Source organism: Pseudomonas oryzihabitans, from assembly GCF_007665395.1.
GTDB classification, from domain to species: Bacteria; Pseudomonadota; Gammaproteobacteria; order Pseudomonadales; family Pseudomonadaceae; genus Chryseomonas; species Chryseomonas psychrotolerans_C.
Map to the genome: position 1 here is coordinate 1 of NZ_VDND01000006.1, position 15,645 is coordinate 15,645.

Sequence of the window (15,645 nt, forward strand, 5' to 3'; positions counted from 1 at the left end):
TGGAGCCTGGAGCGCCTGGGCGAGGAATTCGGCCGCGGCCTGCAGGCCCTGGAAGACATCCTCGGCGCCAAGGTCGACTGCTCCGCCGCCGCCGGCTGGCGCGCCGATCCGCGCGTGGTGCTGGCCAAGGAGGCCTTCGGCCTCCGCTACAACAGCGATTGCCGCGGCAGCGCCCTGTTCCGGCCACGGCTGGGCCACGGCGGCCATGGCACCCCCCAGGTGCCGGTGGACATGCCGACCTTCGACGAGGTGGTCGGCCCCGACCTTGCCGCCGCCAACTGGAACGACTACCTGCTCAAGCTGTTCCGTCCCGGCGCGCTGAATGTCTACACCCTGCACGCCGAGGTGGAAGGCATCGCCTTCGCCGAGGACTTCCGCCACCTGCTCAAGGCCGCGCAGGAGCAGGGCGTGCTCTTCCTGACCCTCGGCGATCGCCTGCCGACCGATCCGCGGCAACTGCCGGCGGGCAATCTGGTGCGTGGCAGCCTGGCCGGGCGCCAGGGTTGGCTGGGCGTGCAAGCATGACGCGGCGCCGCCTGCTGATGCTGTTGCCGCTGGCGTTGCTGGCCTATGTGCTGCCGCTGGGCTGGCGCGGCCTGTGGATCCCGGACGAGTCGCGCTACGCGCAGATCGCCCAGGAACTCTGGCGCCGTGGCGACTGGGTGGTGCCGCACTTCCTCGGCCTGCCCTATTTCGAGAAACCCATTGGCGGCTACTGGACCCAGGCCATCGCCCAGGCCTGGTTCGGCGATTCCCTGCTCAGCGTGCGCCTGGTGCCGCTGCTGGCCAGTCTCGCCACCGCCGCCCTGGTGGCCCGCCTGACCCGGCTGATCTGGCAGGACCGCCCCCTGGCGCTGCTCGCCGGGGTGCTCTATCTATCCTGCGTGGCCGTGGCCGGCCTGGCCACCTACGTGACCCTGGATGCCCAGTTCGCCTTCTGGATGGCCCTGGCGCTGCTCGCCCTCTGGCAGGCCCAGGCCGCCGAGACCCGCGGCGCGGCGCTGGTGCAGTGGGCGCTGCTGGGGCTGGCCTGTGGCTGCGGCCTGCTGACCAAGGGCTTTCTCGCCCTGGTGCTGCCGGTGCTGCTGGCCGTGCCCTTCTTCAGCCTGCAGGGCCGCCTGGGCGAATTGCTCCGCCGGGGCCCCCTGGCAGTGCTGGTGGCGGTACTGGTGGTGGCGCCCTGGGCGCTACTGGTGGCCCATCGCGATCCGGACTTCTGGAATTTCTTCTTCTGGCACGAGCACATCCAGCGCTTCGCCGGCCAGGACGCCCAGCACGAGCGGCCGTTCTGGTTCTACGGGCCGGTGCTGCTGCTGGCCATCCTGCCCTGGGCGGGGCTGTTGCCGCGCACCCTGGGGCGCACCTGGCAGGAGCGACGTCACCGCGGGACCGCCTTCCTCGGCATCGCCGTGGTCGGCCAGCTGCTGTTCTTCAGCCTCAGCCGCGGCAAGCTGCCCACCTACCTGCTGCCGACCCTGGCGGCCCTGGTGCCGCTGCTGGCGCGCACCCTGCTGGAGGCCCAGCGCCGCGGCGCCACCGGTGCCCTACGCCTGAACGGCCTGTGCAACCTGCTGCTGGGCCTGGCCGGCGTTGCTGCCCTGCTGATCTATGGCGGTCGCCTCTATGCGGCCGGCGAAGGCCTGACCCGCGCCCTGGCCCTGCTGGCACCCCTGGCCCTGCTGCTGGCCGGGCTGGCCGCCCTGGCCTGGCCGCGCCGCACCCTGCTGGCACCGGCCCTGGCACTCTGGGTACTGCTGCCACTGCTGTCCATCGCCCTGCCCAACAGCATGGTCGACAACAAGCTGCCGAGCACCTTCATCCAGGCCCAGCTCGGTCATTTCAAGAGCGCCGGCCTGCTGGTCAGCAACGACCTCGGCGTGGCCGCCAGCCTGGCCTGGGCCACCCACCGCGACGACGTGGTGCTGGTCGGCGGTCCGGGCGAACTCAAGTACGGTTTCGCCCGTGAGCCCGCCAGCGGTCGCCTGATCGAGGAGCGCGACCTGGCTGCCTGGCTCGCCGCCCACCGTGACGCCGGCCCGGTCGCCATCCTGCTGCGAGTGGACGGTCCCAGCGATCGCCAGCTGCTCGACAGCCTGCCCGAGCCTGGCGAGAGCATCGCCAGCGAGCGGCTGGTGCTGCTGGTCTATCCGAGGCTGACCTCTTGAGCGCCGTCGACGGGCTGCTGATCGCCCTGGTCATCCTGCTCACCAGCGCCGGCCAGCTGGGCCAGAAGCGCGCGGTGGCCGCCGGCAACGCCCTGGCCGCGCGGCTGCGCTCGCCCTGGCTGTGGGGCGCCCTGGTCTGCCTGGGGCTGGCCCTGCTGGTGTGGTGCGCGGTGTTGCAGCGGGTACCGGTGGGCGTCGCCTATCCGCTGCTGTCGCTCAACACCCTGGCGGTGACCCTGCTGGCCCGGCTGGTGTTCGGCGAAGTGGTGGACGGCCGCGCCTGGTGCGGTTGCCTGTGCATCGTCGCCGGCGCGGCGCTGCTGGGGGGCCAGCTATGAACGGCCTGTTCCCACTCGGCCTGAGCATCCTGCTCACCACCCTGGCACAACTTTCCCTGCGCGCCGCCCTGGTGCGGCTGCCGGCCATGGCCAGCTGGGCGAGCGAGCCCGAGTCGCTGCTGAGTACGGCCGGCCTGCTGCTGGCCCTGGGCATCCTTTGCTACGGCTTGTCGCTGCTGGCCTGGCTGGCCGCCCTGGCACGCCTGCCGCTGGGCCGCGCCTATGCGGCGCTCGGCCTTTCCTACGTCTTCGTCCACCTCGGCGCGGCCTGGCTCCCGGGCGCCGCCGAATCCTTCACCCCCTGGAAAACCCTGGGCGTCGCGCTGGTCGTGGCCGGCGTCGCCCTCGTCGGCGGGCCCCGGTCCACCGCTGCTCCCACCTTGAGGAATACCCTATGAACATCAGCGTTTTCGGCATCGGCTACGTGGGCCTGGTGCAAGCCGCCGTGCTGGCGGAAGTCGGTCACCAGGTGGTGTGCATGGACATCGATCACGCCAAGATCGAGAAGCTCAAGCGGGGCGAGGTGACCCTCTACGAGCCGGGCCTGGAAGAACTGGTGCTCAGCAACCTGGCCGCCGGCCGCCTGGTGTTCACCCATGACGCCGCCGAGGCCGTGGCCCATGGCGCCGTGCAGTTCATCGCCGTGGGCACGCCGCCGGCCGCCGATGGCTCGGCCGACCTGTCCGCCGTCTTCGCGGTGGCCGAGAGCATCGCCCGCCTGCGGCGCGAGCCGCTGATCGGCCAGCCGGTGTCGCGCGATCCGCTGCTGGTGGTGAACAAGTCCACCGTGCCGGTGGGCACCGGCGACCGCGTCCGCGCGCTGATCCACGAGGTGCTGGCGGAAGAGGGCCGGACCCTGCACGTGGAGGTGGTCTCCAACCCGGAATTCCTCAAGGAAGGCGCGGCCATCGCCGACTGCAAGAAGCCCGATCGCATCGTGGTGGGTACCGACTCGCCGGTGGCGCGCGACGTGATGCGCGAACTCTATGCGCCCTTCAATCGCAACCATGACCGTATCCAGTGCATGGACCTGCGCAGCGCCGAGCTGGCCAAGTACGCCGCCAACAGCCTGCTGGCGGTGAAGATCAGCTTCATCAACCAGATCGCCGAGCTGGCCGAGCGCGTCGGCGCCGACATCGAGGCGGTGCGCCAGGCCATCGGCGCCGATCCGCGCATCGGCCACCACTTCATCTACCCCGGTTGCGGCTACGGCGGCTCCTGCTTCCCCAAGGACCTGCAGGCGCTGATCCGCACCGGCGAGGAAAACGCCGTGGAGCTGGACCTGCTGCGCGCTGTGGAAGCCATCAACGTGCGCCAGAAGACCAAGCTGTTCGAGCGCATCCACACCTACTTCGACGGTGACCTCAAGGGTCGCACCTTCGCTCTCTGGGGCCTGGCCTTCAAGCCCAACACCGACGACATGCGCGATGCGCCCAGCCGGGTGCTGATGGAGGCGCTCTGGGCCGCCGGGGCCAAGGTCCGGGCCTTCGATCCGGTGGCCATGGCCGAGGCCCAGCGCCTCTATGGCCACGATGAGCGCCTGGCGCTGATGGGCACCCCCGAGGCCGCCCTGGTCGGCGCCGATGCCCTGGTGATCTGCACCGAGTGGCAGCAGTTCAAGGCGCCGGACTTCGACCTCATCGCCCGCCAGCTCAACCAGCCGGTGATCTTCGACGGCCGCAACCTGTTCGATCCCGAGCGCATGGAGCGCCGCGGCTTCGAGTATTTCGCCATCGGCCGCGGGGCCGCCCTGAGCGGTCCGCAGGTCCCCCGCCGCGTGGATGCCGCCTGATGGTCTCGCCCATGCCCCTGACCCCGCGCAGCGCGCCGCTGGCCGCCGTCCCGGCGGCCAACCGGTTGCGCCGGGAAAGCCTGCTGCTCGGCCTGGTCGCCACGCTGCTGTTCACCCTCGGCATCTGGAACCAGGCGCCCCAGGGCTTCGACGGCCGCTGGGCGGTGTTCCTCAATGAGATGTTCCGCCACGGCCCGAGCTTCTTCGCCACCACCTATGGCCAGCCTTACCCGGACTATCCCGGTACCGCCACCTGGCTGAGCTGGTTGGCGGCGCGGGTGATCGGCGCGCCCAACCACCTGGCCAACGTGCTGCCCACCGCCCTGGCCTCGGCCGCGGTACTGGCGCTGACCTACCGGATCCTGGCCGACACCCGCCGGGCCTGGGCGCTGCTCACGGTGCTGCTGGTGGCCCTGACCCCGCAGTGGCTGGAAAAGGCCCGCGCGGTCTGCCTGGACCAGTTGGTCGCCCTGGTGGTGCTGCTCTGCTTCTACCTGCTGTACAGCGCCGATCGCGACGCTCGTCCGCTGCGGCGGCTGCTGGTCTTGCCGCTGTTCGCCCTGGGCTTCGCCATCCGCGGTCCGCTGGGCCTGATCGAACCCTGCGGCGTGGTCTGCCTCTACTGGCTGGTGGTGGCCTGGGGCGAGCCGGCGCGCCGCGCCTTCGCCCTGCAACGGCTCCTCGGCTATGGCCTGGCCGGCCTGGCGCTGCTCGCCCTCAGCTGGTGGTCGTTGATGCAGCTGGCGCATCACCAAGGCGGTGCGGATTTCGCCGCCGAGGTCTGGCACATGCAGGTCACCGGCCGCCTGGACGAGAGCGGCAAGCCGTTCTGGTTCTATCTGCAGCTGGGGCTGTATCGCTACCTGCCGGTGCTGCCGCTGGCCCTGCTGGTGCTGGTGGCCGAGCGCCGCCGCCTGCTCGCCTGGCCGCACACCGCCCAGCGTCGCCTGCTGCTGGCCCTGGCCGGCAGCGGCCTGCTGATCCTGGTCGGGCTGTCGATCCCGCACTTCAAGCGCGCCTACTACGTGGTGCCCATGGTGCCCTTCCTGGCCGCCATCGCCGCCCACGGGCTGCTGCGCGCGGAAGGCTGGTTCCGCCGGATCACCCCGGTCTACACGGCGCTGGTGCTGGCGCTACCCGGGCTGGCCCTGGTGGCCCTGCTGGTCTGCCGGCACCTCTGGCAGCGCCACGGCTACTGGCCGGACGTCTCCCTGGCGCTGCTGGTGCCGATCTTCGTCGCCCTGCAGCTCGCCGCCCTGGTCGGCTGGCGGCGCCTGACCGGCAGCCGCCGGCTGCTGACCCTGAGCGCCCTGGCGCTGGCTGCCCAGTGGCTGATGCTGATGGCGGTGGTGGAGCCGGCCCAGGACCTGCAGTACGACACCCGTGGCTTCGTCCAGCAGGTGGAGGGTCTGCGCCAGCAGCAGCCGGGTCCCCTGGTGTTCTTCGGCCTCGGCCAGGACAGCTGGGCGATCCGCTACATGATGAACCTGGACCACGACGAGCAGCCGCTCTTCGTCGCCCGCCCGCAGGTCGCCGACCTGGCCCACCTGCCGGCCGGTGCCTGGGTCATCCTCGCTCGCGACGACCGCGGCCTGCTGGCCGGCACGCCCCTGGCCGATCGGCAACCGGTGCTGGAGCGCCGCCTCAACGGCAATCCCTGCCTGGTGTACCAGCTGCCGTGACGACTCCGGAGCCGACCCTGTTAGCGGTCGGCTCCGGGTTGTGGGTACAGCTCGAGGATCCGCTGGCGGCCCTGTTCGGCGACCAGGTAGTGGCCGTCACCCCGGGCGATCAGGGTCTGCGCCGAGCGCAGGTGCGCGAGCACCGTGAGCAGGCGGCCGTCGGGTCGCAGCAGCAGGACGCGGGCGCCGTGGGTGGCGTCCTCGGTGATCCACAGGCCGTCGGCCGAGCACTGCACGAAGCCGGGGGCGTCGAGGCCGCTGGCGACCAGGGTATCCACACCTTGCGGCTGCCACTGCTTGACCCAGCCCTTGGCCTTTTCGGTATAGAACAGCCGGCCATCGGCGCAGCGCGCCACCCCTTCGCCTTCCTCCAGCCCTTCGCGCAACACCTTCAGCTCCCGGCGTTCCGGCTGGTAGCTGAGCAGGCGGCCGCGGGGCAGGTCCTCGATGGCATAGAGGGTCTGGCCATCGGTGGCCACGCCCTCGACGTCGTTGCCATCGAACAGCGGCTCGGCATGGCCGTCGCGCAGCCAGAAGACCGGAAAGCTGCCGCCTTCCTGGCTGACCACCAGGCCGCCCTGGAACATGACCAGGCCATCCGGCTTGGACAGCTCCCCCAGCACCGTCTGGCGCTCGCCCGTAGGTAGCAGCCGCAGCAGGCTGCCGCGGCGGCTGGAGAATTCCTCGGTGACGAACAGGCTGCCATCGGCCTGCAGGGCCAGGGCGCTGACCATGGGGATGTCCGTGGCGAATTCGCGATAGCCCCAGCCCTCGGCGGCGCTGACCGGGTGGAAATGCCGCCAGGCCGGATAGGCGAAGCCGAGCGCGACCACGGCGACGCCCAGCGCCAGGCCCTGGCGCCAGCTCGGGCGCGGAACACGTCGCATGGCGACCTCTCTGGAGTAAGGAAACAGCCGCGCAGCCTAACGGGCGCGGCGTGAAGATTCCGTCGCCGGCGCGCCCGCGAGCGGGCGGCCCGCGGGGCAAGGCGGCGCCATCAGGCGGTGAGGAAGGCCTCGGTCAGCTTGACCCAGTAACGCGCGCCGACCGGCAGCAGGGCGTCGTTGAAGTCGTAGGCCGGGTTGTGCAGGTTGGCGCTCGGGCCATTGCCGACGAACAGGTAGCAGCCGGGTACCTGCTGCAGCATGTAGGCGAAGTCCTCGCTGGCCGGGATGGGCGCGAAGGGGTGCAGGGCGTCGGCGCCGAAGTGGTCGATGGCCACCTGGCGGGCGAAGGCGGTGGGGCCCTCATGGTTGACCAGCACCGGATAGCCGCGCTGGTAATCCAGCTCGGCAGTGGCACCGAAGCTGTCCGCCTGGGCGCGGACCAGGGCGCCGATGCGCTGCTCGAGCAGGTCGCGGGTGCTGTCCTGGAAGGCGCGGATGGTAAGCTTCATCTCCACCGTGTCGGGGATGACGTTGGACGCCTCGCCGCCGTGGATGCTGCCGACGGTGACCACCGCGGTGTCCAGCGGCGCCACGTTGCGCGAGACCACGGTCTGCAACGCCATCACCGTGGCGGCGCTGGCGACGATGGGATCGACCGCCTTGTCCGGTACCGCGCCATGGCCACCCTGGCCACGGATGCGCAGCAGGGCGGTGTCGGAGGAGGCCATGGCGGCGCCGTCGACGAAGCAGAACTGGCCGGTGGGCACGCCGGGCATGTTGTGCAGGCCGAACACCTGGTCGCAGGGGAACAGCTCGAAGAGGCCGTCCTGCATCATCTTCAGGGCGCCGCCGAGGCCTTCCTCGGCCGGCTGGAAGATCAGGTGCAGGGTGCCGTCGAAGGCGCGGGTCTCGGCCAGGCAGCGAGCGGCGGTGAGCAGGGTGGTGGTATGGCCGTCGTGGCCGCAGGCGTGCATGCGCCCGGGATGCTGGCTGGCGTAGTCGAGGCCGGTAGTCTCCAGGATCGGCAGGGCGTCCATGTCGGCGCGGATACCCAGCACCTTGCTGCCGCTGCCGGCGCGCAGGGTGCCGACCACCCCGGTGCCGCCCAGGCCGCGATGGACCTCGTAGCCCCAGCCGGCGAGGGCGGCGGCCACCAGGTCGCTGGTGCGCTGTTCCTGGTAACCCAGTTCGGGATGGCGATGGATGTCGCGGCGCAGGGCGACCATGTCCGGCAGATAGCCGGCGATATGACGGGCGGTGGCGTCTTGATCCGCAGCGGTGGGGAAACTCATGGCGGTCTCTCTCAATCCAGGTGGCGTTCGGGATAACTCATCAGGGCCAACCATCCTATCAGCAGCATGGCGATCAGGTACCAGGCCGGGGCGAGCGGACTGCCGGTGGCCTGGATCAGCCAGGTGGCGATGAACTGGGCGGTGCCGCCGAACAGCGTCACCGCCAGGGCGTAGGTCATGGCGAGACCGGTGGCCCGTACCGGCCGCGGCAGGCCGGCGAGGATCAGCAGCAGCCCGGCGGTCATGTTGACGCTCATGGCGGCGATCACCACGAAGCGGGCGGCGAAGGCCAGGCCCTGGGTGGTGGGGTCGTTCAGCCAGGTGAAGGCGGGATAGATGCCCAGCAGGGCCACCGCCAGGCTGACCAGGGCGACCGGCTTGTAGCGGCCGCAGCGGTCCAGCAGCAGGCCGGCGGCCAGGGCCGCGGCCATCTGCACCGCGCTGGAGGCGACCCCGGCGAGGTAGGCGCTGGTGGCCGGGAGGCCGACGATGCGGGTCATGTAGGTGGGCATGTAGAACTGCATCAGGTAGGTCAGCAGGGTGGCCGACATCACGATCAACAGGCCCAGGCCGAAGCGCCGCGGGTGCTCGCGCAGGAAGGCCCGTACCGGGCCGCCCTCGGCCGCGCCGCTGCCGCTCCAGGTCTCGTCCACCTGGCGGCGGATATAGAGACCGACCGGGATGATCAGCAGGCCGACCAGGAAGGGGATGCGCCAGCCCCAGGCGTGTAGGTCGGCCTCGGACAGGCTGCGGGTGAGCAGGGCGCCCAGCGCCGCACCGAGCAGGGCGCTGCCGCCCTGGCTGATGACCTGCCAGCTGACGTGGAAGCCACGGCGGCCGGGGCTGGCCGCTTCCAGCAGCAGGGTGGTGGCGGCGCCGATCTCGCCACCCGCCGAGAAGCCCTGCAGCAAGCGGCCGAGCAGCAGGATCAAGGGCGCGGCCAGGCCGATCTGGGCGTGGGTGGGGGTGAGGGCGATCAGGGCGCTGCCCAGGCCCATCAGCGAGATGGTCAGCAGCATGGCCTGCTTGCGCCCGTGGCGGTCGGCATAGGCGCCCAGCACCATGCTGCCCAGGGGGCGCATGACGAAGCCGACGCCGAACACCCCGACCGCCATCAGCAGCGAGCCGTAGGGCGTATCCGAGGGGAAGTACAGCTGGCCGATGATGGCGGCGAAGAAGCTGAACACGGTGAAGTCGAACATCTCCAGGCCGTTGCCGAGGCTGGCGGCGGCGATCAGCCGGGCGCGCGAGGGCGCGGCGACCGGCACGGCGGTCGGGGTGGCGGACGTCGGGAGGGCCTGGGCCATGGTGCGTTCCTCTGCGGACGGATGGATGCTTGGCTATGCAAATGCTGGTCCGGCGCGGCCGGCCCCTTGGGCAAAGGGGCCATTACCCCGGTACGGCCGCTCCCTGCGCCAGGCTGGTGCACGGCGGGCCTCCTTGCAGCCTAGCCGACGCCGCTGGCATGGCTGGCGGTCTTTCATAAATCCGTCACAATGCCCGCCTAGAGTGCCAGCTCGCGCCTGAGCGTCGCCGGCCAGGCCCGTCTTCTATCCCCGCGAGGAATCCGGCATGCATCTCAAAGGCCCGCTGACCGCGGTGGCGCTCGTCCTGGCAGTGGGTGGCACGCCCGCTCGAGCCGCAGGCGTCGACCCGGCCATCCCCGAGTATCAGCCGGTGAGCGGGGTCTCCGGCAACCTGTCGAGCGTGGGCTCCGACACCCTGGCCAACCTGATGACGCTCTGGGCCGAGAGCTACAAGCGCGCCTACCCCAACCTCAACATCCAGATCCAGGCGGCCGGCTCGTCCACCGCGCCGCCGGCGCTCACCGAGGGTACCGCCAGCATCGGGCCCATGAGCCGCAAGATGAAGGATGCCGAGCTACAGGCCTTCGAGCAGCGCTTCGGCTACCCGCCCACCGCCATACCGGTGGCCATCGACGCCCTGGCGATCTTCGTGAACAAGGACAATCCGTTGCAGCGCCTGACCCTGGAACAGGTCGACGCGATCTTCTCCAGCACCCGGCTCTGTGGCGGTCCGCACGAACTCAAGACCTGGGGCGACCTGGGCCTGACCGGCGACTGGGCCCGGCGCCCGATCCAGAGATTCGGCCGCAACTCGGTGTCGGGCACCTACGGCTACTTCAAGGAGGCGGCGCTCTGCCGTGGCGATTTCCGCGCCAACGTCAACGAGCAGCCGGGTTCGGCCTCAGTGGTCCAGGCCATCAGCCAGTCGCTGGGCGGCATCGGCTACTCCGGCATCGGCTACCAGACCGCCAGCGTCCATACCCTGGCCCTGGCCCGCCAGGGCACCACCGACTTCGTCGAGGACAACCAGGAAAACACCCTGTCCGGGCGCTATCCCCTGGCGCGCTACCTCTACGTCTATGTGAACAAGGCCCCCAACCGGCCGCTCAATCCGCTGGAAGGGGAATTCCTGCGGCTGATCCTCTCGCGCAGCGGCCAGGAAGCGGTGATCAAGGACGGCTACATTCCCTTGCCGACCGCCGTGGTGCAGCAGGCGCTGAAGACCTTGGGCTACTGAGCGCCGGCCGGCCTGCGCCCGTCGCCGGCGTAGCGCCGCCGGCCGCCCATTCGCTGTAACCTTTCTGTCACACGACGTGATTAGGCTCTGCGCCATGAAACCCCCGGTACCCCCGTTCCCGCCCGATCCTCGCGGCCCCGCTCGGCTGGACTTCAACACGCCCGCGCTACGCCGGCGGCGTCGGTGGCGGGCCCTGCAGGACCGGCTGGTAAGGTCCGCGGTGCTGGTCGGTGGGCTCGCCGTGCTGGCCACCATCACCCTGATCTTCTTCTACCTCGCCCAGGTGGTGCTGCCCTTGCTGCGGGGCGCCAGCCTCCAGGCGCAGCCCTTGCCCCAGCCCACCTGGCTGGCCGCGGCCGGTGCCCCGCTGCTGCTGGGCATCGACGAGCAGAATCGCCTCGGCCTGCACCTCTCCCAGGCCGGCGAGGCGGTGTTCTTCACCCTGGCCGACGGCCAGCCGGTGATGCGCGAGCGCCTGCCGCTACCCCCCGGGGTGACCATCACCAGCCAGGCCCAGGACGCCCCGCGCGGGTTGCTCGCCCTGGGCCTGTCCGACGGGCGCGTGCTGGTGGCGCACAGGCGCTACGTGTCCCGCTATCCCCAGGGCACCCGGGTCATCACCCCGGAACTCGACTTTCCCTATGGGCGTGCGCCCCTCGACCTGGGCGCCGAGCCCGCCGCGCTGGAGCGCGTGGCCATCGCCGGTGACGACGACCAGCTGGTGCTGGCCGGCGCCCAGGGCAACCGGGTGACGGCCCTGCGCCTCGCCGGCCTGGCGCCCGCGGCGAGCGGGGGCGCAACCACCCCGGTACGCACCGCGACCGTGCTCGGTCCGCTCAACGCCACGGCCAAGGCGCTCTACCTCGATGGCCGCGGCCGCTGGCTCTATGCCCTCAATGGGCGCGCCCAGGTGGATGTCTTCGACCTGCGCGACGGCAGCCTCAACGGCCACTACAAGCTGCTCGAGGCGGCCGACGACGAGGTCACCGCCAGCGCCCAGCTGCTCGGTGGCGTGTCGCTGCTGGTGGGTACCGCCAAGGGCGGGATCGCCCAGTGGTTCCTGGTCCGCGGCCAGGATGGCGAACCCGTGCTGAGGCACATCCGCAGCTTCCAGCTGGGCGCCGCCCCCATCGTGCAACTGGTCCCCGAGCAGCGGCGCAAGGGATTCCTGGCGCTGGACGCCGCCGGCGAGCTGGGCGTCTTCCACAGCACTGCCGGACGCACCCTGCTGCGCACGTCGATCGCCGCGGGGCCCGGGATGCTGGCGCTGTCGCCGCGCGCCGATCGGCTGCTGCTGGAGGAGAACGGTCGGCTGCACGGCTTCATCCTGGACAATCCGCACCCGGAGGTCTCCTGGGCGGCCCTGTGGGAGAAGGTCTGGTACGAGAACTACGAGGCGCCGGCGCGTGTCTGGCAGTCCAGCGCGGCGACCGCCGATTTCGAGCCCAAGCTGAGCCTGGCGCCGCTGACCTTCGGCACCCTCAAGGCGGCCTTCTACGCCATGCTGTTCGCCGCGCCCCTGGCCATCGCCGCGGCCATCTACACCGCCTACTTCATGGCGCCGCGCATGAGGCGCACGGTCAAGCCGGTGATCGAGTTGATGGAGGCCCTGCCCACGGTGATCCTCGGCTTCTTCGCCGGGCTGTTCCTCGCGCCCTTCGTGGAAAATCACCTGCCGGGGCTGTTCAGCCTGTTGCTGCTCCTGCCGCTGGCCATCCTGGGCACCGGCTACGGCTGGTCGCGCCTGCCGCCGACCCTGCGCGAGCGGGTACCCGAGGGCTGGGAAAGCCTGCTGCTGCTGCCGGTGGTGTTGCTGGCCACGGCCTTCGCCCTGGCGCTCAGCCCCTGGCTGGAGAGCCTGCTGTTCGCCGGCGACCTGCGCCTCTGGCTGAGCCAGGAACTGGGCATCGCCTACGACCAGCGCAATGCCCTGATCGTTGGCCTCGCCATGGGCTTCGCCGTCATCCCCAACATCTTCTCCATCGCCGAGGACGCCATCTACAGCGTGCCGCGCAGCCTGACCCTGGGCTCGCTGGCGCTCGGCGCCACGCCCTGGCAGACCCTGACGCGGGTGGTGCTGCTCACCGCCAGCCCGGGTATCTTCTCGGCGCTGATGATCGGCCTGGGCCGCGCCGTGGGCGAGACCATGATCGTGCTCATGGCCACCGGCAACACGCCGATCATGGACGCCAACCTGTTCGAGGGCATGCGCACCCTGGCGGCCAACATCGCCGTGGAGATGCCCGAGTCCGAGGTGGGCGGCACCCATTACCGGCTGCTGTTCCTGGCCGCGCTGGTGCTGCTCAGCTTCACCTTCCTGCTGAACACCCTGGCCGAACTGATTCGCCAGCGGCTGAGGAAAAGATATGCGGCGCTCTGAGCGGGGGGCACCGCCCGGGCAGTACGCCGCGCCACGGCGCGCCCGGCAGTCATGGCTGCGCGCCGGCGTCCCCGGCGTCTGGCTGAGCGCGGGCGCCGTGGCCATCGCCGTGCTCATGACCCTGGGCCTGATCGGCATCATCGCCGTCCGCGGCCTGGCGCATTTCTGGCCGGCCGAGGTGGTGCAGGGACGCTATGCACCGCCGGGGCTGGAGGCCCGGCTGGTGCTGGGCGAGGTGGCGCAACGGGAAAGGATCCCGGCGGAACGCCTGCGCGGCGCCGGGGTGGCGCTGCCGGCCGGCACCGGCGACAGCCTGAGCCGCGAACTCTTCAAGCTGGGCAACCGCGACCTCTACGGCAGCGACTTCGTCTGGCTGATCAGCGACTGGCTGCAGGATCGTCGCGTCCCCCGCGATGTCCTGGTGCTGGAGCGCCGCGAGTGGGGCAACTTCTACGGCTATGTGGTGGAGGTGCGCGAAGAGGGGCGTCAGGTCGCCCGGGGCGCCGCGGCGCTGCCCGAGCTGCAGCGCCGCCTGCAACGTACCCAGGCGCTGAGCGAGCGGCTGGAGCAGCTGGAGAAACACGACATCGGGGGCGTCAACTACGCCCTGGAACGGTTGCGCCTGGAGGGTCGCTCCCTGCAGCTGGAGGGCCGGCTCGACGCCGCCGCCCAGGCCGATCTCGCCGCCCGCCGCGCCGAGCTGGAAGGGCGCTACGGCGAGCTGGAAGACCAGCTGGCCAGCCTGCGCCAGGAGCAGCGGCGCGACAGCGTGGTGGTGCGCGACGCCGAGGGCCGCACCCTGGAACTCAACCTCGCCCGGGTGGTGCGCGCCTACCAGCCCAACGCCATGGGCCTGGTCGCCAAGCTGGGCTTCTATGGCAGCAAGCTGTGGGAATTCCTCAGCGCCGATCCGCGCGAGGCCAATACCGAGGGCGGCGTCTTCCCGGCGATCTTCGGCACCGTGATGATGACCCTGCTGATGGCGGTGATCGTCACCCCCTTCGGCGTCATCGCCGCCATCTACCTGCGTGAATACGCGCGCCAGGGCCTGCTGACCCGCGTCATCCGCATCGCGGTCAACAACCTCGCCGGGGTGCCGGCCATCGTCTATGGCGTCTTCGGCCTGGGCTTCTTCGTCTATGTGCTGGGCGGCTCCCTGGACCAGCTGTTCTTCCAGGCCAGCCTGCCCACGCCCACCTTCGGCACCCCCGGCCTGCTCTGGGCCTCGCTGACCCTGGCGATCCTCGCCGTGCCGGTGGTGATCGTCGCCACCGAAGAGGGCCTGGCGCGGATTCCCCGCAGCATCCGCGAGGGCTCCCTGGCGCTGGGCGCGACCCAGGCCGAGACCCTCTGGAAGGTGGTGCTGCCGCTGGCCAGCCCGGCGATGCTGACCGGCTTGATCCTGGCCGTGGCCCGCGCCGCCGGCGAGGTGGCGCCGCTGATGCTGGTGGGGGTGGTCAAGCTGGCGCCGGCGCTGCCGCTGGACGGCAACTACCCCTATCTGCACCTCGAACAGAAGATCATGCACCTGGGCTTCCACCTCTACGACGTCGGCTTCCAGAGCCCCAACGTGGAAGCCGCCCGCCCGCTGGTCTACGCCACCGCCCTGCTGCTGGTGCTGGTGATCGCCGGGCTGAACCTGTCCGCCGTGTTCCTGCGCAACCGGTTGCGCGAAAAGTATCGGCTGCTGGAAGACTAGCGCCCACGGCCGAGGAGACCCCATGCCTTCCGATTCCTCCATCTTCAGAACCGCCGCCGCCTACGCGGCCAGCGCCAGCTCCGCGGCCAGCGCAGGTGGCGTGGCGCTGTCGGTGCCGCGGCTCAACCTGTTCTACGGCAAGAAGCAGGTGCTGCAGGACATCGCCCTGGAGATCCCGCGCCAGCGGGTCACCGCCTTCATCGGCCCCAGCGGCTGTGGCAAGTCGACCCTGCTGCGCTGCTTCAACCGCCTGAACGACCTGGTGGAAGACTGCCGCATCGATGGCGAGATCCTCCTCGACGGCCAGAACATCTATGCCCGCGGCACCGAGATCGCCGAATTGCGCCGGCGGGTGGGCATGGTGTTCCAGAAGCCCAACCCCTTTCCCAAGAGCATCTACGAGAACGTCGTCTACGGCCTGCGCATCCAGGGCATCAAGCAGAAGCGGGTGCTCGACGAGGCGGTGGAGTGGGCGCTGCAGGCCGCGGCGCTGTGGGACGAGGTCAAGGATCGCCTGCACGAATCGGCCCTGGGGCTCTCCGGCGGCCAGCAGCAGCGCCTAGTGATCGCCCGCACCATCGCCGTGCAGCCCGACGTGCTGCTGCTCGACGAACCCTGCTCGGCGCTGGACCCCATCTCCACCCTCAAGGTGGAAGAGCTGATCCACGAGCTGAAACAGCGCTACACCATCGTCATCGTCACCCACAACATGCAGCAGGCGGCGCGGGTCTCCGACTACACCGCCTTCATGTACATGGGCCAGCTGGTCGAACACGGCGACACCGACACCCTCTTCACCAATCCGGCGAAGCGGCAGACCGAAGACTACATCACCGGCCGCTACGGCTAGTTCCAGGCAGGCCGGT

Annotated in this window: 12 protein-coding genes and 1 pseudogene; 10 read left to right on the forward strand and 3 right to left on the reverse strand. The window is 70.6% G+C overall.

The features are described from left to right. From FSV73_RS13725 to FSV73_RS13750, 6 genes and pseudogenes are all read left to right on the forward strand, one after another. Window positions 1-525: pseudogene (locus FSV73_RS13725) on the forward strand (4-deoxy-4-formamido-L-arabinose-phosphoundecaprenol deformylase); the annotation flags it as partial. Further along, window positions 522-2,165 (forward strand): lipid IV(A) 4-amino-4-deoxy-L-arabinosyltransferase, encoded by a 1,644-nt coding sequence (arnT, locus tag FSV73_RS13730; protein ID WP_260856082.1) that lies wholly within the window; start codon window positions 522-524, stop codon window positions 2,163-2,165. The pseudogene FSV73_RS13725 and the gene arnT, both read left to right, overlap by 4 nt. After that, on the forward strand, window positions 2,162-2,503 hold the full coding sequence (locus tag FSV73_RS13735; protein WP_145008420.1) for an EamA family transporter: 342 nt from the start codon (window positions 2,162-2,164) through the stop codon (window positions 2,501-2,503). The genes arnT and FSV73_RS13735 overlap by 4 nt, the downstream gene beginning before the upstream one ends. After that, complete coding sequence (arnF, locus tag FSV73_RS13740) at window positions 2,500-2,901, forward strand: 4-amino-4-deoxy-L-arabinose-phosphoundecaprenol flippase subunit ArnF (protein WP_145008421.1); 402 nt, start codon at window positions 2,500-2,502, stop codon at window positions 2,899-2,901. The genes FSV73_RS13735 and arnF overlap by 4 nt, the downstream gene beginning before the upstream one ends. Beyond that, on the forward strand, window positions 2,898-4,295 hold the full coding sequence (locus FSV73_RS13745; protein ID WP_145008422.1) for a UDP-glucose dehydrogenase family protein: 1,398 nt from the start codon (window positions 2,898-2,900) through the stop codon (window positions 4,293-4,295). Before arnF ends, FSV73_RS13745 begins: the two co-directional genes overlap by 4 nt. Window positions 4,296-4,306: 11 nt before the next feature. Further along, the gene (locus tag FSV73_RS13750; RefSeq protein WP_260856083.1) at window positions 4,307-5,977 is read left to right on the forward strand and encodes a glycosyltransferase family 39 protein; all 1,671 of its coding nucleotides are present in this window, start codon (window positions 4,307-4,309) and stop codon (window positions 5,975-5,977) included. 20 nt (window positions 5,978-5,997) lie between these two features. Here FSV73_RS13750 and FSV73_RS13755 read toward each other — a convergent pair whose 3' ends face one another. The 3 genes from FSV73_RS13755 to FSV73_RS13765 all read right to left on the reverse strand — a co-directional run bounded on the left by FSV73_RS13755 (window position 5,998) and on the right by FSV73_RS13765 (window position 9,463). Further along, window positions 5,998-6,864, reverse strand: a complete 867-nt coding sequence (locus tag FSV73_RS13755) for a hypothetical protein (RefSeq protein WP_145008424.1) — start codon at window positions 6,862-6,864, stop codon at window positions 5,998-6,000. A gap of 110 nt (window positions 6,865-6,974) precedes the next feature. Next, window positions 6,975-8,156, reverse strand: a complete 1,182-nt coding sequence (locus FSV73_RS13760) for a M20 aminoacylase family protein (protein WP_145008425.1) — start codon at window positions 8,154-8,156, stop codon at window positions 6,975-6,977. Between the two features lie 11 nt (window positions 8,157-8,167). After that, window positions 8,168-9,463: an MFS transporter gene (locus FSV73_RS13765; protein WP_145008426.1), complete on the reverse strand. Its 1,296-nt coding sequence runs from the start codon at window positions 9,461-9,463 to the stop codon at window positions 8,168-8,170. A 265-nt stretch (window positions 9,464-9,728) separates the two neighbouring features. Here FSV73_RS13765 and FSV73_RS13770 point away from each other — a divergent pair, with 265 nt between their 5' ends. The 4 genes from FSV73_RS13770 to pstB all read left to right on the forward strand — a co-directional run bounded on the left by FSV73_RS13770 (window position 9,729) and on the right by pstB (window position 15,629). Beyond that, the gene (locus FSV73_RS13770) at window positions 9,729-10,700 is read left to right on the forward strand and encodes a phosphate ABC transporter substrate-binding protein PstS family protein (protein WP_145008427.1); all 972 of its coding nucleotides are present in this window, start codon (window positions 9,729-9,731) and stop codon (window positions 10,698-10,700) included. A gap of 94 nt (window positions 10,701-10,794) precedes the next feature. Continuing rightward, a complete protein-coding gene (locus FSV73_RS13775) occupies window positions 10,795-13,080 on the forward strand; it encodes an ABC transporter permease subunit (RefSeq protein WP_186309235.1) in 2,286 nt (761 codons plus the stop codon). Continuing rightward, window positions 13,067-14,779, forward strand: a complete 1,713-nt coding sequence (gene pstA, locus FSV73_RS13780) for a phosphate ABC transporter permease PstA (protein ID WP_145008428.1) — start codon at window positions 13,067-13,069, stop codon at window positions 14,777-14,779. The genes FSV73_RS13775 and pstA overlap by 14 nt, the downstream gene beginning before the upstream one ends. 22 nt (window positions 14,780-14,801) lie before the next feature. Next, window positions 14,802-15,629 carry a phosphate ABC transporter ATP-binding protein PstB gene (pstB, locus tag FSV73_RS13785; protein ID WP_145008429.1) on the forward strand — a complete coding sequence of 276 codons (828 nt, stop codon included), beginning with the start codon at window positions 14,802-14,804 and terminating at the stop codon, window positions 15,627-15,629. Window positions 15,630-15,645 lie beyond the last annotated feature (16 nt).